The organism is Escherichia sp. E4702, assembly GCF_963883545.1.
GTDB lineage: Bacteria > Pseudomonadota > Gammaproteobacteria > Enterobacterales > Enterobacteriaceae > Escherichia.
In genome coordinates, this window is record NZ_CAWORF010000006.1 from 54,475 (window position 1) to 76,090 (window position 21,616).

Below are 21,616 nucleotides of genomic sequence, written 5' to 3' on the forward strand. Positions count from 1 at the left end.
ATATTTTGTGTATCATTGCAATGATTGCTGATAGCAAAGGTAGGGATCTGGATATGATGAATTGTCCAAAGTGTGGTCATGCGGCGCACACAAGGAGCAGTTTTCAAGTAACGGAAAGCACCAAAGAGCGTTACTGCCAGTGCCAAAATATTAACTGCGGGAGCACTTTTGTTACCCATGAAACAGTGGTCCGGTTTATTGTGACACCTGCATTGATTGCTACAGCCCCTCCACATCCATTGCCAGGTGGTCAGGGGCATATGAATTTTTGAGAAAGAGAACCTGCTACGGCAGGTTTTTATTCATCTGGGATCTCACCTGTTTCAAGAAAATGTATAAAGCCAGGCTCATCTATGATGATAGTGCCTTTCATCCTGGCTGCCGATACTTTTGATGGGCCTGCATTGTAACCGCAGCAGAGCATCTGAAGGTTTTGGGTTACAGAGGTTCTTACCGTTAATCCTTGTTCATTCGCCTTATCAACCAACCTTTCTTTATCTGCTTTCTTAAATCCGGTGAAACACACATCGAATGTATTTTTTTTCGGGCCAGACTGCTTAGTGAGATGTGAGTAGTTTTCGGGGAGGAATGTCTCGCATTCCTGAATGGCTTGTTCTTGTGAATCGTATTGTTTAAGAATGCGGTCTTTTCGGAAGGTTTTTATTCGGTCGGTGTTCTTACAAATGCCCTGTATATGATTTTCGCTATAACTGATGCTCTGTATTGAGTGAACACCGATACGACCATTTGCATTGATGTAAACAAAGTGAAGTTCTTCCATGTGAAACCTCTTGGCTTGATTTCAAGATGGCGACAGGCAAGACGGACGCAAAACTCTGTCGCCATTTTGCCGCCACTACCAAAGAAAAAGGGGCTACGCCTTCACGTAACCCCTTGATTTATTTGGTGGAGCTGGCGGGAGTTGAACCCGCGTCCGAAATTCCTACATCCTCGGTACTACATGCTTAGTCAGTCTTTACATTCGCTTGCCAGCTGCGGACGGACACGCCACTAACAAACTAGCCTGATTAAGTTTTAACGCTTCAACCCCAGGCAGGGCTTCCACGCGATCTCTTTTGGGTTTGACCTCTCTTGATCCCCGTCCTAAGAGCGGAGGCTAGGGAGAGAGGGCTCTAAGCAGGTTATTAAGCTGCTAAAGCGTAGTTTTCGTCGTTTGCGACTATTTTTTGCGGCTTTTTACGAGGCCAACCGCCCCTCGGCATGCACCTTGGGTTTCGCAAATCCCGTCGAATCCAGAATCAGCCCCAATGTGTAACGTTAAGTATACCAGATTTTTGAGCGCCATGACTAGCCCCAAAGGCGTTATCATCCTGGAATTAGCGCCTGCATAGTATGATTTTTCTTCGATTAAGCAATGGGATGGCTACATCAGTGTCAGATTTGACAGTCGATAAGATGTTCATTCGCGCCACCGGATAGGGAGGCGCGGTGAAGATTTGATTAGTATCGCTTATATAGGTTTAACGGTGCGCATTTTTCATGATACGTGCTTTATCAACCTGCCATTCACGTTCTTTGATATCAGAACGTTTATCGTGTTGTTTCTTACCTTTCGCGACGCCGATTTTTACTTTGCACCAGGCATTTTTCCAGTACAGGGAGAGCGCCACTACGGTATAACCTTCACGGTTCACTCGGCCATAGAGAGAGTCAAGTTCGCGCTGGTTGAGAAGCAGTTTGCGGGTGCGAGTAGGGTCGCACACCACGTGCGTGGAAGCCACTGCCATCGGCGTGATGTTTGCTCCAAACAGGAACGCTTCTCCGTCGCGCAGAAGGACATAGCTGTCGCTAATATTGGCTTTTCCTGCGCGCAGGGATTTAACTTCCCAGCCTTGCAGGGCAAGTCCCGCTTCGAACTCTTCTTCAATAAAGTATTCGTGACGGGCGCGCTTGTTAAGCGCGATGGTCGCTGAACCAGGTTTATGTGCTTTTTTCTTCGTCATAAGCGTCGTGAATCATCGGTAATCTGAAATCGAAAATACCCCATATCAATCCTGCGGGGGACAAGGCTCTATCTTAGCATGAACCGGATGTTACCCAGCGTCGGGATAGCGTTTTTTTTACGGCAGGATAAATGATATTATTTGTTGGATTTTTGTTGATGGAAATTGTTATGCCTCAGATTAGCCGGACCGCACTGGTACCCTACAGCGCGGAGCAAATGTATCAGTTAGTGAATGACGTTCAGTCTTATCCTCAGTTTTTACCAGGGTGCACTGGAAGCCGGATTCTGGAGTCCACTCCTGGGCAGATGACCGCTGCGGTAGATGTGTCTAAGGCTGGGATCAGCAAAACGTTTACTACCCGCAACCAGTTGACCAGTAACCAAAGTATTCTGATGAGTCTGGTTGATGGACCGTTTAAGAAATTGATCGGCGGCTGGAAGTTTACGCCGTTGAGCCAGGACGCGTGCCGTATTGAGTTTCATCTCGACTTTGAGTTTACCAATAAGTTGATTGAACTCGCCTTTGGTCGCGTGTTTAAAGAGCTGGCAGCTAATATGGTGCAGGCTTTTACTGTTCGTGCAAAAGAGGTCTACAGTGCCAGGTAAAATTGCCGTTGAGGTTGCTTACGCATTACCCGAGAAACAATACCTGCAACGGGTAAGATTGCAGGAGGGCGCGACGGTTGAAGAAGCAATTCGCGCCAGTGGCTTGCTGGAATTGCGTACCGATATCGATTTAACTAAAAACAAAGTCGGCATTTACAGCCGTCCGGCAAAACTGAACGATACCGTGCATGATGGCGATCGGGTGGAGATTTATCGTCCTCTCATTGCCGATCCGAAAGAGCTTCGCAGGCAACGAGCAGAAAAATCAACGAATAAATAGCAAATCTATTGTCAGAATTGTTTTAGTAGGGCGTTCAGACGTGTGCTTGCATTTCTATAGGGTGATACGGTATTAAATTGGATCATTCGGCCACGCGTCCATTTACTGTACCAGGGATGATGGTATAACTCGTTATCGCTGTAGCGTTCCACTAGCGATTTGAGTTGCTGATGGTTGGTTTCTAACATTTCGCACAATTGGGACCATGATGTGACATGGGAATAATTAGCGTAAAATGTCTGCGCTAGTTTCCCAAGTTCATTCCACTTATGGTCTTTAGCCGGAAAATCAATGGGGATTCCTGCTTCTTCTTGTCTGTGCCAGATAAGAACCTGCTCTCCCCAACCTATTAGATAGCTTACCAGGTTAGCCGCACTCATCACAGTGCCGCTGGCATGCCCTTCCATTGTGATGAGAAAAGCTTTTTCTTCTGGAATGCGAGATAACTTTTTTGTAAGTCCATTCCATGATTTTTCCATTTCCTGCAACAGTGCAGCTTTGCTTTCTGGTACAGACATAGGATCCTCCTATGAAAAAGGTGCTCATTGAGCACCTTTTTTTAATCGCTATAAACAGCAAATTTTATTCGTTGCCAGTCAGCGCGGGTTTGTTATCAATGTTGGTCAACACACCGCTACTGTTAAAGGTCAGCGTCAGCGTTTGCTGCGTTACACCTTCATGACCTGGTTGCTGACGGAACACATAGAACCAGGTATTCGTACCAAATGGATCGGACATCAGCGGTGTACCCAATGCGTACGCAACTTGTTGTTGCGTCATGCCAACACGTATTTTGGATACGTCGTTAGCGGTCAGATAGTTCCCTTGGTTGATGTCAGGACGGTAAACCACTCGCTCCAGAGTGGAACAGCCTGCGGTCAACATCAATAGTACTGCTGCTGCAGCAGTCAGCGTTTTACAGCGCATAGTGATTTGATTCCTTTTCGGGCCCGAGCAGTACGTGGCTCATCTGTAATATGCCGATGATAATAGACCTTTCATCACTTTAAAACCTTTTGCTTTCCGGTCTTACGGCGTTTTGCTGTTTACTCTGACCGTGAAGCAGGAAAAAAGTTTACGCCGCAAGCAGTTCTTTCGCATTCGCCAGTGTGTTACGTGTGACTTCACTGCCACCAAGTAGGCGCGCCAGCTCCTGTAACCGCGCTTTTTTGTCCAGCGACTCCATATGAGTTTCGGTCATCACGCCATCGGTTTCTTTGCTGACAAAATAGTGTTGATGACCGCATCCTGCGACTTGCGGCAAATGGGTAACACACATCACCTGGGTTGATTCGCCAAGCTGACGTAGCAGTTTGCCGACAACTGCCGCTGTTGGACCGCTAATCCCTACATCCACTTCATCAAAAATCAGTGCCGGGGTTTCCATTTTACGCGCGGTAATGACCTGGATTGCCAATGCGATGCGGGACAATTCACCACCGGATGCGACTTTGGCAATAGGCTGCATTGGCTGACCTGGGTTGGTGGTTACCCGAAACTCAATACGATCGGCACCGTCAATGCCCAGGTGATGCTCGTCAAATTTAACATCAATCGTAAACTGCCCATGCGGCATAGAGAGTGCATGCATACTATCGGTGATCAGCTGTGCCAACTCATTTGCATAATGCTGGCGTTGCTGGTGTAACGCGCGTGCCGTTTCCAGTGCTTGCTGATGATGTTTCGTTACCGCCAGCGCGAGCGTTTCTTGTGAGTCGGCCTGATCGTCCAGTTGCTGCTGTTCTTCCAGTAGCGACTGGTAATACTGTGGCAATGCCTCAGGGCTGACGTGATGTTTACGTGCCAGCGAAATTTGTTTTGAGATGCGCTGTTCAAGTTCAAACAGTCGGTTGGGATCGAGATCCAGACGATCGCAGTAGTGGCGCAGTTCGTCGCTGGCTTCAGCAATCTGGATGGTAGCTTCTTCCAGCATATCAAGTACGCCGGACAGTTTGCTGTCCATGCCAATCAATTCACTCACCAGCTGTTTAGCCGTGTAAAGCTGACTTTGCAGGTTTGCGTCTTCACCGTCGGCCATTAATGCCAATGCATTCTGACTGGTAGTCAGTAATTGACCGCTGTTCGCCAGACGTTTGTACTCTTCGTCAATTTGCTCAAACTCTCCGGGCTGCGGATTAAATTCGTTAAGTTCTTTTAATTGGTATTGCAGCAGTTCCGCACGGGCCGCGCGTTCCTGACTTAGTTGTTGATGGTGCGCGAGGTCGCGGCAGCTTTGATGCCACAACTGATAACGTACGGTCATTTCCTGGAGCAGAGAGGTTTCATTGGCATAGCCATCAAGCAGGAATTTTTGGTGCTCGGATTTGGTGAGTAATTGATGAGCGTGCTGACCATGGATCTGAATCAGCAACTGACCCAGTTCGCGCAGTTGTGACAGAGGAACAGCTGTACCGTTGATGAAACCACGGGAGCGACCATCGCTACTGATTACGCGACGAAGCAGGCATTCACGGCCATCTTCCAGTTGGTTTTCTTCCAGCCAGCGCAGAGCCGCTGGCGTATCTTTCAGTGAAAAACGGGCGCACAGGTCAGCGCGAGCAGCGCCGGTACGCACCATGTCGGCTTCAGCGCGACCACCGAGACAAAGGCCGAGGGCATCTATCGCAATAGATTTACCCGCGCCGGTTTCACCGGTTATTACGGTCATGCCGCTGTGAAAATCAATCTCAAGCTCACGAACGATAGCAAAGTTGCTGATGGTCAGTTGTGCCAACATAGTTGTTTTCCTGTATGAAAAACCATTACTGTTATTGTGTACAGTATAAACTGGTTTTATATACAGTAAAGAGGCTGGCGTAAAATTAGAATAATTTTTTTGACCAGCCGAGCTTGGTGCTTAATGTATTGAAATAGCTGTAATCTTTCGGATGAATCAGATTCAGATGATAATCACAGCGACGAATCAGGACATCTTCACCTTCCTGAATCGGCAGCGCTATCTGACTGTCGCAACTGATTTCCAGGTCGTTACGGCGATGCGAAAAACGCAGACGGATCGTGCTGCTGCTGTTTATGACCAGTGGTCGTGCTGACAACGTATGCGGGAACATGGGCACCAGGGTAATTGCATCCAGAGAGGGTGTCAGAATAGGACCGCCCGCAGAGAGGGAATAGGCAGTGGAGCCTGTTGGCGTTGAAATAATTAGTCCATCAGATCGCTGAGAAAACGCAAAGATCTCGTCGATATACACTTCGAACTCAATCATATGCGCCACTTTGCCTGGATGAAGTACAACTTCATTTATCGCTGTGCTGATGCGTTTCTGGCAATCTTGCTGGCAGACTTGCGCTTCCAGCAAAAAACGTTTCTCGCTGATGTAGTGGCCTTCCAGCACATCGGCTAATTGTTGCTGGGCGTTATCGGGGTCAAGGTCAGTCAGGAAACCCAGGTTGCCACGGTTGATTCCAATAACTTTAATATCGTAACGGGCGAGTGTGCGCGCCGCGCCCAGCATATTACCGTCGCCACCAACAACTACCGCGAGATCAGCCAGTTGCCCAATCTCGGCGAGTGTGCCAGTTTTCACATTCTTCAGTTGCAGTTCGTGAGCGATTTGTTGCTCAACGATGACCTCGTAACCTTTTGTGCACAGCCAGCGGTAGAGCATTTCATGTGTTGTCAGTGCAGTAGGGTGCCGTGGGTGTCCCACAATGCCAATACACTTGAAATGATTATTCATTTTTCCGAGGTCCTTGTTGCGAAGATTGATGACAATGTGAGTGCTTCCCTTGAAACCCTGAAACTGATCCCCATAATAAGCGAAGTTAGCGAGATGAATGCGAAAAAAACGCGGAGAAATTCATGAGTAGTAAAGAACAGAAAACGCCTGAGGGGCAAGCCCCGGAAGAAATTATCATGGATCAGCACGAAGAGATTGAGGCAGTTGAGCCAGAAGCTTCTGCTGAGCAGGTGGATCCGCGCGATGAAAAAATTGCGAATCTCGAAGCTCAGCTGGCTGAAGCTCAGACCCGTGAACGTGATGGCATTTTGCGCGTAAAAGCCGAAATGGAAAACCTGCGTCGTCGTACTGAACTGGATATCGAAAAAGCCCACAAATTTGCGCTGGAGAAATTCATCAACGAATTGCTGCCGGTGATTGATAGCCTGGATCGTGCGCTGGAAGTGGCTGATAAAGCTAACCCGGATATGTCCGCGATGGTTGAAGGCATTGAGCTGACGCTGAAGTCGATGCTGGATGTTGTGCGTAAGTTTGGCGTTGAAGTGATCGCCGATACTAACGTCCCACTGGACCCGAATGTGCATCAGGCCATCGCAATGGTGGAATCTGATGACGTTGTGCCAGGTAACGTACTGGGCATTATGCAGAAGGGTTATACGCTGAATGGTCGTACGATTCGTGCGGCGATGGTTACTGTAGCGAAGGCGAAGTAAATATCTGATGGCCGACGCGAAGTCGGCCATTTTTTTAGCTTAAAAAATCCTGTACTTCCAGCCACGGCGTGTTGAAATCATCTATTTTTTTATATTCGTTCATTGGCAGAACGACCACGTTATAGGTGTCAGATCCTTCATTCAGATCAAAAATCTGAAAGCCCCTTTTATTGAGTTCGGTTTGGATGCGTTCAAAGATTTCGTCAAGGTAGCGGTCTCCGGCTTCACAGACATCGGAGATTTCATCCTCTTGGGTTATTTCGACAAGAAGACTCCTTAATTCCTCAGAAGCTGTCAGGTTTTTTGTGAGCTCATAAAAGCGATCTGCAGCAAAATTAGCCAGCTCACCTTCTTCATCTTCACCTTTCCAGTCAACGAGTTGAATTAATCCTTCACCGCGTAGAACCTGTAAAAATGCCTGCGCCAGGTCATGATTTCCGAGATCGCCACCACTGCAATCGAGAACGTCCTGCAATCCATATTCGTCTTCATCTTCGTCTTCAAAGATTTCAGGTTGCGTCGAAAGTTGAGAGAAAATAGTGGGCCATAAGGTTGGGGCATGTTGTAAAAAAACGCTGGCGACAACGTTGAGGTCGTCTGCAAAATCCTTATCCCATTCAATTACATAATCTTCTGACATAACATCAATATCCTTTCCGAATGCTTGAAAAGACATTATTACATTGCTAAGTAAATGACAGGAATTGATGGAATCCTAAAAGACGGCGATAAAAAAGGCGAACCGGAGTTCGCCATTGTGTTACTCCGCCACACTCTCGCGCAGCGATTTCACAGGAAAAACTTTTACCTGCTTAATCATATTGTCCTGTACGTCGAGAATATCGATATCGTACTCGCCAATACGCACGCGGGTGCCTGCGACAGGGATCTCTTCCAGTGCCTCAAGAATGACGCCATTAACCGTGCGGGCATCATCTTCCGGTAGATGCCAGTTAAAGGCTTTGTTGATTTCCCGCACGTTGGCAGTGCCATCGATAATCACCGAACCGTCGTTTTGCGGCGTGACTTCTTCGGCAAGTGTTGGCGACATGGACGTGGTGAAATCGCCGACAATCTCTTCCAGAATATCTTCGACCGTCACCAGCCCCTGAATATCTCCGTATTCGTTGACAACCAGGCCGACTTTCTTTTTGTTGCGCTGAAACTTCACCAGCTGCGTGCTGAGCGGCGTACCTTCCGGGACAAAATAGATCTCGTCCGCGGCGCGTAGCATGGTTTCTTTGGTGAACTCTTTTTTCTCCGACATCAACCGCCAGGCTTCACGTACTCGCAGCATACTGATGGCGTCGTCCAGCGAATCACGGTAGAGCACGATGCGCCCGTGAGGTGAGTGGGAGAGTTGGCGCAGAATCGATTTCCAGTCATCGTTGATATCAATACCGATAATTTCACTGCGCGGCACCATGATGTCATCGACGGTCATTTTTTCCAGATCGAGCACCGAAAGCAGCATATCCTGATTGCGACGGGAAATTTGTGAGCGCGATTCGTGCACGATGGTGCGCAACTCTTCTTTGCTCAAAGAGCCGCTAACCACGATATCGGTTTTGATGCCCATCATGCGCATTAACATGCGGGTAATAGCATTCAGCAACCAGACCAGCGGCATCATCAAAATTTGCAGCGGTGCTAACAGAAAACTACTCGGATAAGCGACTTTTTCCGGGTACAGCGCGGCAATGGTTTTCGGCAATACTTCAGCAAAAACCAGTACGACAAAAGTCAGCACACCAGTCGCAATTGCCACGCCCGCATCGCCGTACAAACGCATCCCGACAATAGTGCCGAGCGCGGAGGCAAGAATATTGACCAGGTTATTGCCGATTAACACAAGGCTAATCAGGCGGTCTGGCTTACGCAGCAATTTTTCGACGCGTTTGGCCGAGCGATTACCCTGTTTCGCCATATGTCGCAGACGATAGCGGTTGAGGGTCATCATTCCGGTTTCGGACCCGGAAAAATAGGCTGAAATGACCACCATGATGATCAGAATAATGATCAACGTAGTAGTAGAAATGTGTTCCAGGGGAAACTCCTTTTCTGGGGTTAGCTGATTAACTGCTGGACAATTCGGCTGCCGAAATAGGCCAGTGTCAGAATGACTGCACCCGCGACGTAAACCAGACGACGCGTCGTCCACGCCATCCTTCATGATAATGTCCCCACAGCAGCACAATATAGACAAACCACGCCACGATAGAGAGCACGGCCTTATCGATATTTTCCATGCTAAATAAGTTGTGCATGTAGAACAGGCCAGTGCAAAGAGTAAGCGTTAACAGCACCACGCCAATCTGCGTAATGTGGAACATTTTACGCTCGATACTCATCAATGGCGGCATTTCCTGACTGAATGCCAACTTTTTGTTCTTCAGTTGGTAATCAATCCATGCCAGTTGCAACGCGTACAGGGCGGCGATAATTAGCGTGGCGTAGGAAAAGAGCGATAAGCCAATGTGCACCAGCATCCCAGGCGTGGCTTCCAGGTGGGTGATGTATTCATTGGGCATGAAGGTCGCCAGCGCCAGGTTGATAAGCGCAAAGGCATAGACAATGGGTAGCAGCAACCAGCCACGATTGCGAGAAGCCACAATGGTCATTACCGTACAGATCATCAAACTGACCAATGAACCAACGTTCAGCAGGCTGAGGTTTTGTCCGCTATCACCGTCGGGCAGGATGCGGGCTTCCAGAGCGATTGCGTGGCAGACCAGCGCGATGACCGCAGAAATAATAGCCATGCGCCGCCAGCCGCCGTTTTTTTGCAGCAGACCGGGAACAATCAGCGCAAGACTGACGGAGTAGGCGACAAGCGCGAGCAGAGCAAAAACGGGCATAGTAATGTCGACAGTTTGAGCAATAAGAAAGAGAAGCAGTATAGCGTCAGGTGAACGCTGCTCCAACCGTTGCATAACAACAAAGACGCCTTCATGTTATACTGCGGCAAAATACTGATGATGTGTCGCGATTGCGGCCAACCGTTTCCACCCCAGGCGAGAGACAATGTTTGATAATTTAACCGATCGTTTGTCGCGCACGCTGCGCAATATCAGTGGCCGTGGACGCCTCACTGAAGACAACGTAAAAGATACGCTGCGCGAAGTGCGCATGGCGCTGCTGGAGGCGGACGTCGCTCTGCCGGTAGTGCGTGAGTTTATCAATCGCGTAAAAGAGAAAGCGGTTGGTCATGAAGTTAATAAGAGCCTGACGCCGGGGCAGGAGTTCGTCAAAATCGTCCGTAACGAACTGGTTGCGGCGATGGGCGAAGAGAACCAGACCCTGAACCTGGCTGCGCAACCGCCTGCGGTCGTGCTGATGGCGGGCCTGCAAGGTGCCGGTAAAACAACCAGCGTGGGTAAACTCGGTAAGTTCCTGCGCGAGAAGCACAAGAAGAAAGTGCTAGTGGTTTCTGCCGACGTTTATCGTCCGGCGGCAATCAAGCAGCTTGAGACGCTGGCAGAGCAGGTGGGCGTTGATTTCTTCCCTTCCGATGTTGGTCAGAAGCCGGTAGATATCGTTAACGCGGCACTGAAAGAAGCCAAACTGAAATTCTACGACGTGCTGCTGGTGGATACCGCCGGTCGTCTGCACGTTGACGAAGCGATGATGGACGAGATCAAACAGGTCCATGCGTCGATTAATCCGGTTGAAACCCTGTTTGTGGTTGACGCCATGACCGGTCAGGATGCCGCGAATACCGCGAAAGCCTTCAACGAAGCGCTGCCGCTTACCGGCGTAGTGTTGACCAAAGTGGACGGCGATGCCCGCGGCGGTGCGGCGCTCTCTATTCGTCACATCACTGGCAAGCCTATCAAGTTCCTCGGTGTTGGCGAGAAAACAGAGGCGCTGGAGCCGTTCCACCCGGACCGTATCGCTTCCCGTATTCTCGGCATGGGCGATGTTCTGTCGCTGATCGAAGATATCGAAAGCAAAGTTGACCGTGCGCAGGCAGAGAAATTAGCCAGCAAGCTGAAAAAAGGCGACGGCTTCGATCTCAACGACTTCCTTGAGCAGCTGCGCCAGATGAAAAATATGGGCGGCATGGCCAGCCTGATGGGCAAGCTGCCGGGCATGGGGCAGATCCCGGATAACGTCAAGTCGCAGATGGACGATAAAGTGCTGGTGCGTATGGAAGCCATCATCAACTCGATGACGATGAAAGAGCGCGCTAAGCCAGAAATCATCAAAGGTTCGCGTAAGCGTCGTATCGCTGCCGGTTGCGGTATGCAGGTGCAGGACGTTAACCGCCTTCTGAAGCAGTTCGACGACATGCAGCGCATGATGAAGAAAATGAAGAAGGGCGGAATGGCGAAGATGATGAGAAGCATGAAAGGGATGATGCCACCGGGATTTCCTGGTCGCTAAATGACCTTATGCGACAGAGTTATTAACTGTTGATTGCATTTTCTCCAGAAATCAGTAAAATTTTCGGGCTTTTAATATGACACCGGACTCCGTTCCTCGATGGGGTCCGGTTGTTTTATTCACACAAGAGGATGTTATGGTAACTATTCGTTTAGCACGTCACGGCGCTAAAAAGCGTCCGTTCTACCAGGTTGTTGTCGCTGACAGCCGTAATGCACGCAACGGTCGCTTCATCGAGCGCGTTGGTTTCTTCAACCCAATCGCTAGCGAAAAAGAAGAAGGCACTCGCCTGGATCTGGATCGCATCGCTCACTGGGTTGGCCAGGGCGCAACTATTTCTGATCGCGTTGCTGCGCTGATCAAAGAAGTAAACAAAGCAGCTTAATCTGTCACGGTGGTCATGATGAGCAAACAACTCACCGCGCAAGCACCTGTTGATCCCATCGTTTTGGGAAAAATGGGTTCGTCTTACGGTATTCGTGGGTGGCTCAGAGTGTTTTCTTCCACCGAAGACGCCGAAAGCATTTTTGACTATCAGCCCTGGTTTATCCAGAAGGCGGGTCAGTGGCAGCAAGTCCAGCTGGAAAGCTGGAAGCACCACAATCAGGACATGATCATCAAGCTGAAAGGCGTTGACGATCGTGATGCGGCGAACCTGCTGACGAATTGTGAAATTGTCGTGGATTCATCGCAACTGCCTCAGCTTGAAGAGGGTGACTACTACTGGAAAGACCTGATGGGCTGCCAGGTAGTAACCACTGAAGGCTACGATCTCGGTAAAGTCGTCGATATGATGGAAACCGGATCTAATGACGTTCTCGTCATTAAGGCAAACCTGAAAGATGCGTTTGGTATCAAGGAACGTCTCGTACCGTTCCTCGATGGGCAGGTTATCAAGAAAGTCGATCTCACTACTCGTTCAATCGAAGTAGATTGGGATCCTGGTTTTTAAACCACCGGATAAACGGTAAAAGACGGCGCTATGTGGATTGGCATAATTAGCCTGTTTCCTGAAATGTTCCGCGCAATTACCGATTACGGGGTAACTGGCCGGGCAGTTAAAAATGGCCTGCTGAGCATCCAGAGCTGGAGTCCTCGCGACTTCACGCATGACCGGCACCGTACCGTGGACGATCGTCCTTACGGCGGCGGACCGGGGATGTTAATGATGGTGCAACCCTTGCGGGACGCCATTCATGCAGCAAAAGCCGCGGCGGGTGAAGGCGCAAAGGTGATTTATCTGTCACCACAGGGACGCAAGCTTGATCAAGCGGGCGTCAGCGAACTGGCAACGAATCAAAAATTGATTCTGGTGTGCGGTCGCTACGAAGGTATAGATGAGCGCGTAATCCAAACCGAAATTGACGAAGAATGGTCAATCGGCGACTACGTTCTCAGTGGTGGTGAGTTACCAGCAATGACGCTGATTGACTCCGTTTCCCGGTTTATTCCGGGAGTACTGGGACATGAAGCCTCAGCAACGGAAGATTCCTTTGCTGAAGGATTGCTGGATTGCCCGCACTATACGCGGCCTGAGGTGTTAGAAGGGATGGAAGTTCCGTCAGTGTTACTGTCGGGCAACCATGCCGAGATACGTCGCTGGCGTTTGAAACAGTCGCTGGGCCGTACCTGGCTTAGAAGACCTGAACTTCTGGAAAACCTGGCTCTGACTGAAGAGCAAGCAAGGTTGCTGGCGGAGTTCAAAACGGAACACGCACAACAGCAACATAAACATGATGGGATGGCGTAAGCCCCGAGATATCAGTTTACCCAGGATAAGAGATTAAATTATGAGCAACATTATTAAGCAACTTGAACAAGAGCAGATGAAGCAGGACGTACCTTCCTTCCGTCCGGGTGATACCGTGGAAGTGAAAGTATGGGTTGTTGAAGGTTCCAAAAAACGTCTGCAGGCATTCGAGGGCGTGGTTATCGCTATTCGTAACCGCGGTCTGCACTCTGCATTCACTGTTCGTAAAATTTCCAACGGCGAAGGCGTTGAGCGTGTCTTCCAGACTCACTCTCCGGTAGTTGACAGCATTTCTGTCAAACGTCGTGGTGCTGTTCGTAAAGCTAAACTGTACTACCTGCGTGAGCGTACTGGTAAGGCTGCTCGTATCAAAGAGCGTCTTAACTAAGATTTCGCTTAAGCGACATCCTGTTAAGAAGGGCTGGCCAATTGGCTGGCCCTTTTTTTATTTATTGAAATTGCGTTTACGGTGCACTAATCACCACAGCGACGCGACGGTTCTCGGCGCGACCCTGTGCGGTCTTGTTACTGGCGATGGGGTATTTTTTCCCTAAGCCCTGAGTGGTGAGATTGCTGCGAGGAATTTGCCCACCTTCTGCCCACGCATCGGCGACGACATTTGCCCGCTTCAGCGATAAAGCTTCGTTGTAACTGTCTTCGCCGTAATTGTCGGTATGTCCATCCATACGGGCATGGGTTAAGCCTGTGGAGGTCAGTTTTGCGGCCATGGTCTGGATCTGTTGCTGACTTTCCGGGAGCAGTTTGTAGTCATTTTTAGCAAACAGAATGGTATCAGATAAGCCCAGCGACCAGTCGCCAGCGGATTCAGTAAAACCATAAGACTGCATAGCGGCGACTTGTTCTGGAGTAAACTTCCCTTGTGGTGACTGGCAGCCAGTCAGTATCAGTGAAGAGAACACCAGGGGAACTACCAGTTGCTTTATCATGTAGATATTTCCTTGTTATTTCACCAGCTTTTTAGCGCGCTGGTGTTTGGCCTGATACATATTATGGTCGGCCAGCTCTTGTAATTTTTCGGCGGAGACGTGCTCAATGGTCATCGCGTAACCAATGCTTAATGTCATAGTGGTTTGATGGCCATTATTAAGATCGAATGGTCGATTAAAAATTTGTGTCAGTGCCGTGCAAATCCGCTGCACTTCAGATTCCGACTGCACGCCATAGAGGACCATAGCGAATTCATCGCCGCCAATGCGGTATGCCTGATGTCGCAGCCCACCAAATTCAGCTAATCGTTTTGCCACTTCAATCAAGACCTGATCTCCCGTCGCATGACCCCAGGTATCATTGATATATTTGAAATTATCGCCATCAAGAAACAGTAATGCCGACGTTTTTCGGGCATCGGAACTGTTCATCAACGTGTTGATGCCGCTACGAAACGCTGCGCGGTTAGCCAGCCCGGTTAATGGGTCATGTAGCGCGGTACGTAGAAGCTGCGCATTTTTGGCCTGTAAACGAAGCTGCCACTCTTCCATTTCATCCAGCAGACTGTTGAAGTCGAGAGCGAAGCGGTGAAACTCTGCGATACGTTCTTCCGAAACTCGTCGGGAAAAATTGCGGTTGGAACGCACATCATGTACGACATCGGTGATGTTTTTTAACGCTTCAACCAGACCATTGTGCAAATGGCGGGTGAGGGTAATCGCGATGCCTGATGCCAGCAGAATACATGCAGTCAGGACAGCGAGTGAAAACCAGATAAAATGGCTAATTGAGCTGTCGCGTGCGGTTAACTGCACTTCGCCAATAGTTTCGCCATTGTGGCGAATCGGCTGAATGACGGGAGCCGGAAAGAGCCAGTGGCTAATGAAATTACTGAAGGTATCTCCCGGTTCTCTGGCAGTGTAGTGCCAGGAAGCAATAATGTTTTGCTGATTATCACGTACTTCTGCGGTTGAAAATTGGCCTTGCTGACCTAGTGCGGCCAGAGTTTCTGTTGCTGCAGGGCCATCGGCAAAAACGACCGCAGCTTCCAGGCTGTAAGTCATTGTTGCAGCGGTTAGTGCCAGGTTTTTTTGCGCGTATTGTTTCAGGGTTAGCACTGACGTCACGGAAAGCAGCAGCCAGATCAGCGTCATAGTGATAAATATGCTGGTCATGCTGATGTTGCGTAATGCTCTTTTAAACGTGGGGCGCTTATGAAGAGAATTATCGTTATCCATCGTTTTTCTTCCGTGCGAGCATTAAGACATCCGGGTTGACCTTAACACCACTACGCGATAAGGCATCCAGGTTTACGGCAAACCTGACGTTATTATTGTTGATGACCAGACAAAATGCGCTGCCAATAATGCACTCGGTATTTTGTTCGGCAATTAATAATAACGCCTTAGACGGATATTGTTCGATTAATTCTGTCTGGAATGTCGGTGACTCGCTGCCAAAATAAAAACCATTGCAGCCTGAAATCATCGCCTCTTGTTTGTTGTTAACGATGACAGGCAGATAAGGCAAAGGCGTCGCACCTTTCTCTTGCAGGGCGGTGCTAAATCGTGAAGATGAAAAAATACATAGTCTTGGCGGACCAGATACCGTCGGCCAGCGAGTGTAGCTTACGATACCGGAAACCATTAAACGCACATTTTTCGCAACGCCAGTGGTTTCCTGAGCGAGTAATGGCGCGCCTGCCAGAAGGAATATCAGCAGTAAGAACAGTAGGTGAGAAAAGCGCATTCAGGGATCCTCACCATCTTCGCTCGAAACGTATCGAAAATTTTTCAGAATGTTCATTAAAATATCATTCTTTTGTGTGGTCGTCATCCAGAAGAGAATTAAAAATCGAATAAGTTAAATCTTATGATTAATTTTGTGGTGGGATTTAAATTAATTAAGTCTCATCGTGCGGGCATTTTCATCAGCTCCTTTTTGCCATACTTCATGCAATTGGCTGGCATTTTCTACATTGTTGCAGCTGGCAGGGAAACTTTTACCGGAAAGCCCTCGGGCATAAGTAAAATCGACCTGGCAGGTTTTCTTTTGCCCTTCGGCATATCCTTTAAGATATATCCCCCGATCAGCCTGTGAATCGTTAAAAGCATCGTCATTTTTTTATAGCAACGCCTGATATCGCATCTTCCATACCAACATCATACCAGTCAGTACTGGTCAAGGTTGGTGCGTGAGTATAGGGATCAATCTGACAGCCGCTAACAACCAAAGCTAACAAAGGGGCGATAAAGTGTTTCATTGTTTTTTCTCCTTTTTCAAAGCATAGCGGATTGTTTTTATTGTGCGTGTAAATTTATTTGTACATCTATTGGTGGTTAAAACGTATATAAATTGCTTGTGTAAACTATTATTTACGAAATATGGATTGAAATCTTTACTCGTTGTGATATCGTTGCGTCATCCTCGCTGAGGATCAACTATCGCAAACGAGCATAAACAGGATCGCCATCATGCAAAAAGACGCGCTGAACAACGTACATATTACCGACGAACAGGTTCTGATGACCCCGGAACAGTTGAAGGCAGCTTTTCCCTTAAGCCGACAACAAGAGGCCCAGATTGCTGATTCGCGTAAAACTATTTCAGATATCATCGCCGGGCGCGATCCCCGGCTGCTGGTAGTGTGTGGTCCCTGTTCCATTCATGATCCTGAAACTGCACTGGAATATGCTCGTCAATTTAAAGCCCTTGCCGCAGAGGTCAGCGATAGCCTCTATTTGGTGATGCGCGTCTATTTTGAAAAGCCCCGTACCACTGTCGGCTGGAAAGGGTTGATTAACGATCCACATATGGATGGCTCCTTTGATGTTGAAACAGGATTAAAGATTGCACGTAAGTTGCTGTTGGAACTGGTAGATATGGGATTACCATTGGCGACGGAAGCGTTAGATCCAAACAGCCCGCAATATTTGGGTGATCTGTTTAGCTGGTCGGCAATTGGTGCTCGTACCACGGAATCGCAAACGCACCGTGAAATGGCATCCGGGCTTTCCATGCCGGTTGGTTTTAAAAACGGTACTGATGGCAGTCTGGCGACAGCAATCAATGCTATGCGTGCCGCTGCACAACCGCATCGCTTTGTTGGTATTAATCAGGCAGGACAGGTGGCGCTGCTACAAACTCAGGGTAATCCTGACGGACATGTGATCCTGCGTGGCGGAAAAGCACCGAACTATAGCCCGGCGGATGTCGCGCAATGTGAAAAAGAGATGGAACAGGCGGGACTGCGCCCCTCACTGATGGTAGATTGCAGCCACGGTAATTCCAATAAAGATTATCGCCGTCAGCCTGCGGTGGCAGAATCCGTGGTTGCCCAAATTAAAGATGGCAATCGCTCAATTATTGGTCTGATGATCGAAAGTAACATCCACGAAGGCAATCAGTCTTCCGAGCAACCGCGCAGTGAAATGAAATACGGTGTATCCGTAACTGATGCCTGCATAAGCTGGGAAATGACCGATGCCTTACTGCGTGAAATTCATCAGGATCTGAATGGGCAGCTGACGGCACGCGTGGCTTAAGAGGTTTATTATGGTTGCTGAGTTGACCGCATTACGCGATCAAATTGATGAAGTCGATAAAGAGCTGCTGAATTTATTAGCAAAGCGTCTGGAGCTGGTTGCTGAAGTCGGTGAGGTGAAAAGCCGCTTTGGGTTGCCCATTTATGTACCGGAGCGCGAGGCATCCATGCTGGCCTCGCGGCGCGCAGAGGCGGAAGCCCTCGGCGTTCCGCCAGATCTGATTGAAGATGTTCTGCGTCGGGTAATGCGTGAGTCCTACTCCAGCGAAAACGACAAAGGATTTAAAACGCTTTGTCCTTCACTACGTCCAGTAGTTATCGTTGGTGGCGGCGGTCAGATGGGGCGCTTGTTCGAGAAGATGTTGACGCTCTCTGGCTATCAGGTGCGGATTCTGGAGCAACATGACTGGGATCGCGCGGCTGAGATTGTTGCCGATGCCGGTATGGTGATTGTCAGCGTGCCGATTCATGTTACAGAACAAGTTATCGGCAAATTACCACGTTTACCGCAAGACTGTATTCTGGTCGATCTGGCATCAGTGAAAAATGGGCCGTTACAGGCCATGCTGGCGGCGCATGATGGCCCGGTGCTGGGGTTACACCCGATGTTCGGCCCGGACAGCGGTAGCCTGGCAAAGCAAGTTGTGGTCTGGTGTGATGGACGTAAGCCGGAAGCATACCAATGGTTTCTGGAGCAAATTCAGGTCTGGGGCGCTCGGTTGCATCGTATTAGCGCCGTCGAGCACGATCAGAATATGGCGTTTATTCAGGCACTGCGCCACTTTGCTACTTTTGCTTACGGGCTGCACCTGGCAGAAGAAAATGTTCAGCTTGAGCAACTTCTGGCGCTCTCTTCGCCCATATATCGTCTTGAGCTGGCGATGGTCGGGCGACTGTTTGCCCAGGATCCGCAGCTTTATGCCGACATTATTATGTCTTCAGAACGTAATCTGGCGTTGATCAAACGTTACTATAAGCGTTTTGGTGAGGCGATTGAGTTGCTGGAGCAGGGCGATAAGCAGGCGTTTATTGACAGTTTCCGCAAGGTGGAGCACTGGTTCGGCGATTACGCACAGCGTTTTCAGAGTGAAAGCCGCGTGTTATTGCGTCAGGCGAATGATAGCCGCCAGTAATAACCCTGTGCCGGATGATTCACATCATCCGGCTTTTTTCATCAGGTTGGATCAACAGGCACTACGTTTTCACTTGGGTAACAGCCCAATACCTTCATTGAACGGGTGATTTCCCCTAACTCTTTTAACGCCTTTTGCATTTCCACGGATTCAAGATTGGCCTGAATATCCAGATAAAACATCTCTTCCCACGGATTACCGTGAATCGGGCGTGATTCCAGACGGGTCATAATCAGATTGTGGTTGCGCAATACCAGCAACGCTTCAACCAGAGCACCAGCTTGTTGTCCGGTAGCCATTAACAGTGTGGTTTTTGCCGGAACCTGGTCAGACACGTTAATGGCTTTACGTGCCAGCACCACAAATCGGGTGAAGTTTTGTCGTTGATTCGCCTCAATGCGCTCTAGTACCTGTAAACCGTACAAGGAACCGCCAGCTTCGCTCCCCAGCGCAGCGACATGTGGTGATTTTGCCTGTGCAACTTTTTCCATTGCCGCAGACGTACTCTCGGTATATTCAATCTTCCAGTGCGGGTAACGGTTAAGGAATTTGCTGCATTGCTGGAACGGCTGCGGGTGGCTGTAGACCGTGTTGATAGTCGATAAATCGGTGGTGCCGGAAACCAGCAAACAATGGTCGATAGTTAACGTCATCTCGCCAACAATCGACAAGCTGGTATGTTGCAGCAGATCGTAAACGTCGTTTATGGCACCGGAGCTGGTGTTTTCGATCGGTACGACGGCATAGTCGGCCTGGCCGGTTTCCACCTGATTAAAAATATCGGCAAATTTGGCGCAGCCGCTTTCAATGAATTGCTCAAAGTGACGGGCAGCGTACTGGCGCGCCGCAAGATGTGAATAAGAGCCTTTGGGCCCGAGAAAAGCAATGCGGGCTGAGTGCGGATTAATTTTATTGAGATGCTGCTGGAGTAAAGCCTGCTGAGTTAATACGGAATCTTCAATGATGAGCTGGAACAGGCGAGTAATGTAGTGGGCATCCAGATGGTGTGTCTTACCAAGCGTAATTAATCTTTCCAGCAAATCGCGCTCACGATCGATATCACGTACAGGGCGATGAGAAAGCAGTTTGGCTTTTCCCACCTCAACGGCTAGCTCGCGCCGCTCTGCCAGTAACGCCAGCAATTTTTCGTCCAGCGTGCTAATTTTCTCGCGCAGCGCCAGTAACGGGTTTTCCGATGTCATAGTGTTGCCTTTTTTGTTATCAATAAAAAAGGCCTCCCGATTTGGGAGGCCTTATTGTTCGTCTTCGCATTCTGTTTCACACGACGAAACGCCTCCCATTCAGGGGAAGGTAAAAAAGAATGCGAAGAAAAACGGCGTTTGTTTCATGTTTGTTTCCTTAAGCAACTTCAGTACAGTACCCGTACTGTTTTCATGCTGTCAACAAAAAAACGCGCCCGAAGGCGCGTTGGCGATACACTCAATATAAAGGACTACTCTTCTTCAACTTCTTCGACGAAGTTGGCGTCTTTCACCGACGTTGCGGCACGACGTGCTTCGCCTTTGTGCTGCAGTTTATTGAGCTGCCGTTCCAGCTTGTTGATCAATTCGTTAATTGCAGTGTACATATCTTCATGTTTACCACTGGCAACCAGAACGCCGTTAGGTGTATTGATAGTGGCGTCAGCAACGAACCCTTGTGGTTCCTTGGACAGAATGATATGCGGATTAATCAGGTGCGTTTGCCATTTTTCCAGTTTGGCGAGACGGTCTTCGACATGTTGGCGGATTGCCGGAGTAATTTCCATTTGTTTGCTGGTAATGTTCATTGTCATAAATTTTACCTCTTGTCTTCCCGTCTTGGTGAATTCAGCATACCGCTCCTGATGTCAAAATGTGTGATGAAAATCTCATAATTTTGTCACTTTTTGTCAACGAAGTTTTTTTGTGAGAAATCGCAGGAAGAGGTGTTTTTTTACTTGAGGAATGTCTCAAAGCGAGCCATATTTGATAGGATCAGTCGCGACTGAATCGCTTTAGTTAGCGTTCAAATCGAATAAAAAAACGGCAGCTCCAGGGCTGTAATGCCAGTCAGTTAAGCAACTGACTGGCCTTTTTTCGAGGCTATGGGGTATCTCCAGGGCCTTTCCTTTACCACCCTGGGGAAGGCCCTTTCCCTTCTTGTCGGCAACCTTACCAGTTGTCCCATACTTTCAAGATCCTGCATCAGCTCCGGAATACGACCTGGTGAAGCCCCCTGAAGGGTCATCAACATTCTCATGACCATGCCGCATGATTCTGAGAAGCTCAGCTGATTCGGCCAGTATCCTTTCAGATGGCCCGCCATTTTAATCATCTGATATCTCACCAGATTATACGCCAGTAACACGCCCCATAACTCCTGCTCCACAAGCTCCGGCTTTTTACTTCTCAGCGTCAGCCTGCTCAGTTGCATCGTCTGTTTCATTTCCCTGTATCCCAGTTCTATCTCCCATCGATGACTGTACAGGTCCGCCATTTCCCCTCCGGGGTAACGCATGGCGTCCGTCATCGACGTCAGCAGATGGCACATTTTTCCCTTGCGTGTCACGGTCAGCAGGCGGGCTGTCATCTCCTGTCCCAGATCCGG

General features: G+C 48.9%; 26 protein-coding genes, 1 other RNA gene, 2 pseudogenes and 1 other annotated feature. Of the genes and pseudogenes, 11 read left to right on the plus strand and 18 right to left on the minus strand.

The features are described 5' to 3' along the window. Window positions 1-53: 53 nt before the first annotated feature. Window positions 54-272, plus strand: a complete 219-nt coding sequence (locus tag AACU94_RS03040; RefSeq protein WP_000980501.1) for an ogr/Delta-like zinc finger family protein — start codon at window positions 54-56, stop codon at window positions 270-272. Window positions 273-298: 26 nt separating this feature from the next. Here the strand turns inward: AACU94_RS03040 and AACU94_RS03045 are convergent, their stop codons facing one another. The 3 genes from AACU94_RS03045 to smpB form a co-directional block, all read right to left on the minus strand. Continuing rightward, window positions 299-781, minus strand: a complete 483-nt coding sequence (locus tag AACU94_RS03045; protein ID WP_089648813.1) for a hypothetical protein — start codon at window positions 779-781, stop codon at window positions 299-301. A 123-nt stretch (window positions 782-904) separates the two neighbouring features. Then, window positions 905-1,267: a transfer-messenger RNA gene (ssrA, locus tag AACU94_RS03050) on the minus strand. Window positions 1,268-1,481: 214 nt separating this feature from the next. Next, on the minus strand, window positions 1,482-1,964 hold the full coding sequence (gene smpB, locus AACU94_RS03055; RefSeq protein WP_000162574.1) for an SsrA-binding protein SmpB: 483 nt from the start codon (window positions 1,962-1,964) through the stop codon (window positions 1,482-1,484). Between the two features lie 170 nt (window positions 1,965-2,134). Between smpB and ratA the strand changes: the two genes are divergently transcribed. Beyond that, window positions 2,135-2,572 (plus strand): type II toxin-antitoxin system toxin RatA, encoded by a 438-nt coding sequence (ratA, locus tag AACU94_RS03060; RefSeq protein WP_001339419.1) that lies wholly within the window; start codon window positions 2,135-2,137, stop codon window positions 2,570-2,572. Then, window positions 2,562-2,852, plus strand: a complete 291-nt coding sequence (locus tag AACU94_RS03065; RefSeq protein WP_135488920.1) for an RnfH family protein — start codon at window positions 2,562-2,564, stop codon at window positions 2,850-2,852. The genes ratA and AACU94_RS03065 overlap by 11 nt, the downstream gene beginning before the upstream one ends. A gap of 11 nt (window positions 2,853-2,863) precedes the next feature. Here AACU94_RS03065 and AACU94_RS03070 read toward each other — a convergent pair whose 3' ends face one another. The 4 genes from AACU94_RS03070 to nadK form a co-directional block, all read right to left on the minus strand. Continuing rightward, window positions 2,864-3,370 carry a ClbS/DfsB family four-helix bundle protein gene (locus AACU94_RS03070; RefSeq protein ID WP_135488921.1) on the minus strand — a complete coding sequence of 169 codons (507 nt, stop codon included), beginning with the start codon at window positions 3,368-3,370 and terminating at the stop codon, window positions 2,864-2,866. Window positions 3,371-3,434: 64 nt separating this feature from the next. After that, entirely contained in the window at window positions 3,435-3,779 is a 345-nt protein-coding gene (gene bamE / locus AACU94_RS03075; RefSeq protein ID WP_064529892.1) for an outer membrane protein assembly factor BamE, read from the minus strand. Between the two features lie 148 nt (window positions 3,780-3,927). Next, the gene (gene recN / locus AACU94_RS03080; protein WP_135488922.1) at window positions 3,928-5,589 is read right to left on the minus strand and encodes a DNA repair protein RecN; all 1,662 of its coding nucleotides are present in this window, start codon (window positions 5,587-5,589) and stop codon (window positions 3,928-3,930) included. A gap of 85 nt (window positions 5,590-5,674) precedes the next feature. Further along, complete coding sequence (gene nadK / locus AACU94_RS03085) at window positions 5,675-6,553, minus strand: NAD(+) kinase (RefSeq protein ID WP_001059169.1); 879 nt, start codon at window positions 6,551-6,553, stop codon at window positions 5,675-5,677. 122 nt (window positions 6,554-6,675) lie between these two features. Here nadK and grpE point away from each other — a divergent pair, with 122 nt between their 5' ends. Beyond that, window positions 6,676-7,266, plus strand: coding sequence for a nucleotide exchange factor GrpE (gene grpE / locus AACU94_RS03090; protein ID WP_135488923.1), 591 nt, complete (start codon window positions 6,676-6,678; stop codon window positions 7,264-7,266). 34 nt (window positions 7,267-7,300) lie between these two features. Here grpE and AACU94_RS03095 read toward each other — a convergent pair whose 3' ends face one another. From AACU94_RS03095 to AACU94_RS03105, 3 genes and pseudogenes are all read right to left on the minus strand, one after another. After that, entirely contained in the window at window positions 7,301-7,906 is a 606-nt protein-coding gene (locus AACU94_RS03095; protein WP_135488924.1) for a DUF6630 family protein, read from the minus strand. Window positions 7,907-8,026: 120 nt separating this feature from the next. After that, on the minus strand, window positions 8,027-9,313 hold the full coding sequence (locus tag AACU94_RS03100; protein ID WP_077744830.1) for an HlyC/CorC family transporter: 1,287 nt from the start codon (window positions 9,311-9,313) through the stop codon (window positions 8,027-8,029). Window positions 9,314-9,333: 20 nt separating this feature from the next. Further along, window positions 9,334-10,124 (minus strand): annotated as a pseudogene (locus AACU94_RS03105) (cytochrome C assembly family protein). A gap of 166 nt (window positions 10,125-10,290) precedes the next feature. Here AACU94_RS03105 and ffh point away from each other — a divergent pair. The 5 genes from ffh (at window position 10,291) to rplS (ending at window position 13,790) form a co-directional block, all read left to right on the plus strand. Next, window positions 10,291-11,652 (plus strand): signal recognition particle protein, encoded by a 1,362-nt coding sequence (ffh, locus tag AACU94_RS03110; RefSeq protein ID WP_000460035.1) that lies wholly within the window; start codon window positions 10,291-10,293, stop codon window positions 11,650-11,652. A gap of 136 nt (window positions 11,653-11,788) precedes the next feature. Further along, window positions 11,789-12,037: a 30S ribosomal protein S16 gene (gene rpsP / locus AACU94_RS03115; RefSeq protein WP_000256450.1), complete on the plus strand. Its 249-nt coding sequence runs from the start codon at window positions 11,789-11,791 to the stop codon at window positions 12,035-12,037. A gap of 18 nt (window positions 12,038-12,055) precedes the next feature. Continuing rightward, window positions 12,056-12,604 (plus strand): ribosome maturation factor RimM, encoded by a 549-nt coding sequence (gene rimM / locus AACU94_RS03120; RefSeq protein WP_000043335.1) that lies wholly within the window; start codon window positions 12,056-12,058, stop codon window positions 12,602-12,604. Between the two features lie 30 nt (window positions 12,605-12,634). After that, window positions 12,635-13,402: a tRNA (guanosine(37)-N1)-methyltransferase TrmD gene (gene trmD, locus AACU94_RS03125; protein ID WP_000264781.1), complete on the plus strand. Its 768-nt coding sequence runs from the start codon at window positions 12,635-12,637 to the stop codon at window positions 13,400-13,402. A 40-nt stretch (window positions 13,403-13,442) separates the two neighbouring features. After that, window positions 13,443-13,790 carry a 50S ribosomal protein L19 gene (rplS, locus tag AACU94_RS03130; RefSeq protein WP_000065253.1) on the plus strand — a complete coding sequence of 116 codons (348 nt, stop codon included), beginning with the start codon at window positions 13,443-13,445 and terminating at the stop codon, window positions 13,788-13,790. Between the two features lie 76 nt (window positions 13,791-13,866). On the opposite strand, the gene AACU94_RS03135 is transcribed toward rplS, so the two are convergent. The 4 genes and pseudogenes from AACU94_RS03135 to AACU94_RS03150 all read right to left on the minus strand — a co-directional run bounded on the left by AACU94_RS03135 (window position 13,867) and on the right by AACU94_RS03150 (window position 16,613). Next, window positions 13,867-14,349 (minus strand): OmpA family protein, encoded by a 483-nt coding sequence (locus tag AACU94_RS03135; protein WP_064529888.1) that lies wholly within the window; start codon window positions 14,347-14,349, stop codon window positions 13,867-13,869. A gap of 15 nt (window positions 14,350-14,364) precedes the next feature. Then, a complete protein-coding gene (gene dgcN, locus AACU94_RS03140) occupies window positions 14,365-15,588 on the minus strand; it encodes a diguanylate cyclase DgcN (protein ID WP_130217283.1) in 1,224 nt (407 codons plus the stop codon). Continuing rightward, window positions 15,581-16,099 carry a YfiR family protein gene (locus AACU94_RS03145; RefSeq protein WP_135488925.1) on the minus strand — a complete coding sequence of 173 codons (519 nt, stop codon included), beginning with the start codon at window positions 16,097-16,099 and terminating at the stop codon, window positions 15,581-15,583. Before AACU94_RS03145 ends, dgcN begins: the two co-directional genes overlap by 8 nt. 150 nt (window positions 16,100-16,249) lie before the next feature. Further along, a pseudogene (locus tag AACU94_RS03150) lies at window positions 16,250-16,613 on the minus strand (DUF2799 domain-containing protein). 211 nt (window positions 16,614-16,824) lie between these two features. Between AACU94_RS03150 and aroF the strand changes: the two are divergent. Both aroF and tyrA read left to right on the plus strand, forming a co-directional pair. After that, window positions 16,825-17,895, plus strand: a complete 1,071-nt coding sequence (aroF, locus tag AACU94_RS03155; RefSeq protein ID WP_135488926.1) for a 3-deoxy-7-phosphoheptulonate synthase AroF — start codon at window positions 16,825-16,827, stop codon at window positions 17,893-17,895. A gap of 10 nt (window positions 17,896-17,905) precedes the next feature. Then, on the plus strand, window positions 17,906-19,027 hold the full coding sequence (gene tyrA / locus AACU94_RS03160) for a bifunctional chorismate mutase/prephenate dehydrogenase (protein WP_135488927.1): 1,122 nt from the start codon (window positions 17,906-17,908) through the stop codon (window positions 19,025-19,027). A 41-nt stretch (window positions 19,028-19,068) separates the two neighbouring features. Here the strand turns inward: tyrA and pheA are convergent, their stop codons facing one another. The 4 genes from pheA to AACU94_RS03180 all read right to left on the minus strand — a co-directional run. Continuing rightward, a complete protein-coding gene (gene pheA / locus AACU94_RS03165) occupies window positions 19,069-20,229 on the minus strand; it encodes a bifunctional chorismate mutase/prephenate dehydratase (protein WP_130208153.1) in 1,161 nt (386 codons plus the stop codon). A gap of 22 nt (window positions 20,230-20,251) precedes the next feature. After that, window positions 20,252-20,377: a sequence feature (Phe leader region), on the minus strand. Continuing rightward, complete coding sequence (gene pheL, locus AACU94_RS03170) at window positions 20,329-20,376, minus strand: pheA operon leader peptide PheL (protein ID WP_100229775.1); 48 nt, start codon at window positions 20,374-20,376, stop codon at window positions 20,329-20,331. Its footprint overlaps the feature before it by 48 nt. Window positions 20,378-20,480: 103 nt before the next feature. Further along, complete coding sequence (gene raiA, locus AACU94_RS03175) at window positions 20,481-20,822, minus strand: ribosome-associated translation inhibitor RaiA (protein ID WP_000178461.1); 342 nt, start codon at window positions 20,820-20,822, stop codon at window positions 20,481-20,483. Between the two features lie 260 nt (window positions 20,823-21,082). After that, window positions 21,083-21,616: transposase (locus AACU94_RS03180; RefSeq protein ID WP_167856178.1), on the minus strand; the 534-nt coding region annotated here is incomplete at its 5' end.

Coding starts and splice junctions, on each gene's coding strand:
- AACU94_RS03040 (WP_000980501.1), top strand. CDS start 54: ATGATGAATTGTCCAAAGTGTGGTCATGCGGCGCACACAAGGAGCAGT.
- AACU94_RS03045 (WP_089648813.1), bottom strand. CDS start 781: ATGGAAGAACTTCACTTTGTTTACATCAATGCAAATGGTCGTATCGGT.
- smpB (WP_000162574.1), bottom strand. CDS start 1,964: ATGACGAAGAAAAAAGCACATAAACCTGGTTCAGCGACCATCGCGCTT.
- ratA (WP_001339419.1), top strand. CDS start 2,135: ATGCCTCAGATTAGCCGGACCGCACTGGTACCCTACAGCGCGGAGCAA.
- AACU94_RS03070 (WP_135488921.1), bottom strand. CDS start 3,370: ATGTCTGTACCAGAAAGCAAAGCTGCACTGTTGCAGGAAATGGAAAAA.
- bamE (WP_064529892.1), bottom strand. CDS start 3,779: ATGCGCTGTAAAACGCTGACTGCTGCAGCAGCAGTACTATTGATGTTG.
- recN (WP_135488922.1), bottom strand. CDS start 5,589: ATGTTGGCACAACTGACCATCAGCAACTTTGCTATCGTTCGTGAGCTT.
- nadK (WP_001059169.1), bottom strand. CDS start 6,553: ATGAATAATCATTTCAAGTGTATTGGCATTGTGGGACACCCACGGCAC.
- grpE (WP_135488923.1), top strand. CDS start 6,676: ATGAGTAGTAAAGAACAGAAAACGCCTGAGGGGCAAGCCCCGGAAGAA.
- AACU94_RS03095 (WP_135488924.1), bottom strand. CDS start 7,906: ATGTCAGAAGATTATGTAATTGAATGGGATAAGGATTTTGCAGACGAC.
- ffh (WP_000460035.1), top strand. CDS start 10,291: ATGTTTGATAATTTAACCGATCGTTTGTCGCGCACGCTGCGCAATATC.
- rpsP (WP_000256450.1), top strand. CDS start 11,789: ATGGTAACTATTCGTTTAGCACGTCACGGCGCTAAAAAGCGTCCGTTC.
- rimM (WP_000043335.1), top strand. CDS start 12,056: ATGAGCAAACAACTCACCGCGCAAGCACCTGTTGATCCCATCGTTTTG.
- trmD (WP_000264781.1), top strand. CDS start 12,635: ATGTGGATTGGCATAATTAGCCTGTTTCCTGAAATGTTCCGCGCAATT.
- rplS (WP_000065253.1), top strand. CDS start 13,443: ATGAGCAACATTATTAAGCAACTTGAACAAGAGCAGATGAAGCAGGAC.
- AACU94_RS03135 (WP_064529888.1), bottom strand. CDS start 14,349: ATGATAAAGCAACTGGTAGTTCCCCTGGTGTTCTCTTCACTGATACTG.
- dgcN (WP_130217283.1), bottom strand. CDS start 15,588: ATGGATAACGATAATTCTCTTCATAAGCGCCCCACGTTTAAAAGAGCA.
- AACU94_RS03145 (WP_135488925.1), bottom strand. CDS start 16,099: ATGCGCTTTTCTCACCTACTGTTCTTACTGCTGATATTCCTTCTGGCA.
- aroF (WP_135488926.1), top strand. CDS start 16,825: ATGCAAAAAGACGCGCTGAACAACGTACATATTACCGACGAACAGGTT.
- tyrA (WP_135488927.1), top strand. CDS start 17,906: ATGGTTGCTGAGTTGACCGCATTACGCGATCAAATTGATGAAGTCGAT.
- pheA (WP_130208153.1), bottom strand. CDS start 20,229: ATGACATCGGAAAACCCGTTACTGGCGCTGCGCGAGAAAATTAGCACG.
- raiA (WP_000178461.1), bottom strand. CDS start 20,822: ATGACAATGAACATTACCAGCAAACAAATGGAAATTACTCCGGCAATC.